The organism is Pseudomonas sp. GM48 (assembly GCF_000282335.1).
In the GTDB taxonomy this organism is placed as follows: Bacteria; Pseudomonadota; Gammaproteobacteria; order Pseudomonadales; family Pseudomonadaceae; genus Aquipseudomonas.
The window spans coordinates 1-584 of the sequence record NZ_AKJM01000169.1; the positions used below are offsets into that span (position 1 = coordinate 1).

Annotated in this window: 1 protein-coding gene; it reads left to right on the plus strand. The window is 67.0% G+C overall.

Annotated elements, in window-relative coordinates:
- Positions 1 to 584, plus strand: a 584-nt coding sequence (locus tag PMI28_RS02300) for a VCBS domain-containing protein (protein WP_033063605.1), incomplete at both ends; no start/stop codon positions are given.

Here is a 584-nt window from a genome sequence, read left to right on the forward strand (position 1 = left end):
CTGAACAACAGCGCGGCGCAGTACCTGGCCGAGGGCCAGAGCAAGACCGAAGTGTTCACGGTGACACTGACCGACGACGTCGGGGCGACAGTGACCAAGAGCGTGACAATCACCGTCATTGGCAGCAATGACGGACCAACGGTGACGGCGGCAGAAGTCGAAAGCGGGGCAGCGGCCGAAGACGGCACCACGGTAGCCAGCGGCAGCTTCGCCTTCGGCGACGTGGACCTGGCTGATCACGCCCATGTGGCCAGCGTGAGCGCGCCGTCCGGTGCGCTGGGTACGCTGGTGGCCAGCGTCAGCGACGAGAGCACCGGCGACGCGGCGGGCAGCGTGGGCTGGGCCTATATGCTGAACAACAGCGCGGCGCAGTACCTGGCCGAGGGCCAGAGCAAAACCGAAGTGTTCACGGTGACGCTGACCGACGACGTCGGGGCGACGGTGACCAAGAGCGTGACGATCACCCTGACCGGCCACAATGACGGACCGACGGTGACGGCAGCAGAAGTCGAAAGCGGGGCGGTGGCCGAAGACGGCACCACGGTGGCCAGCGGCAGCTTTGCCTTCGGCGACGTGGACCTGGC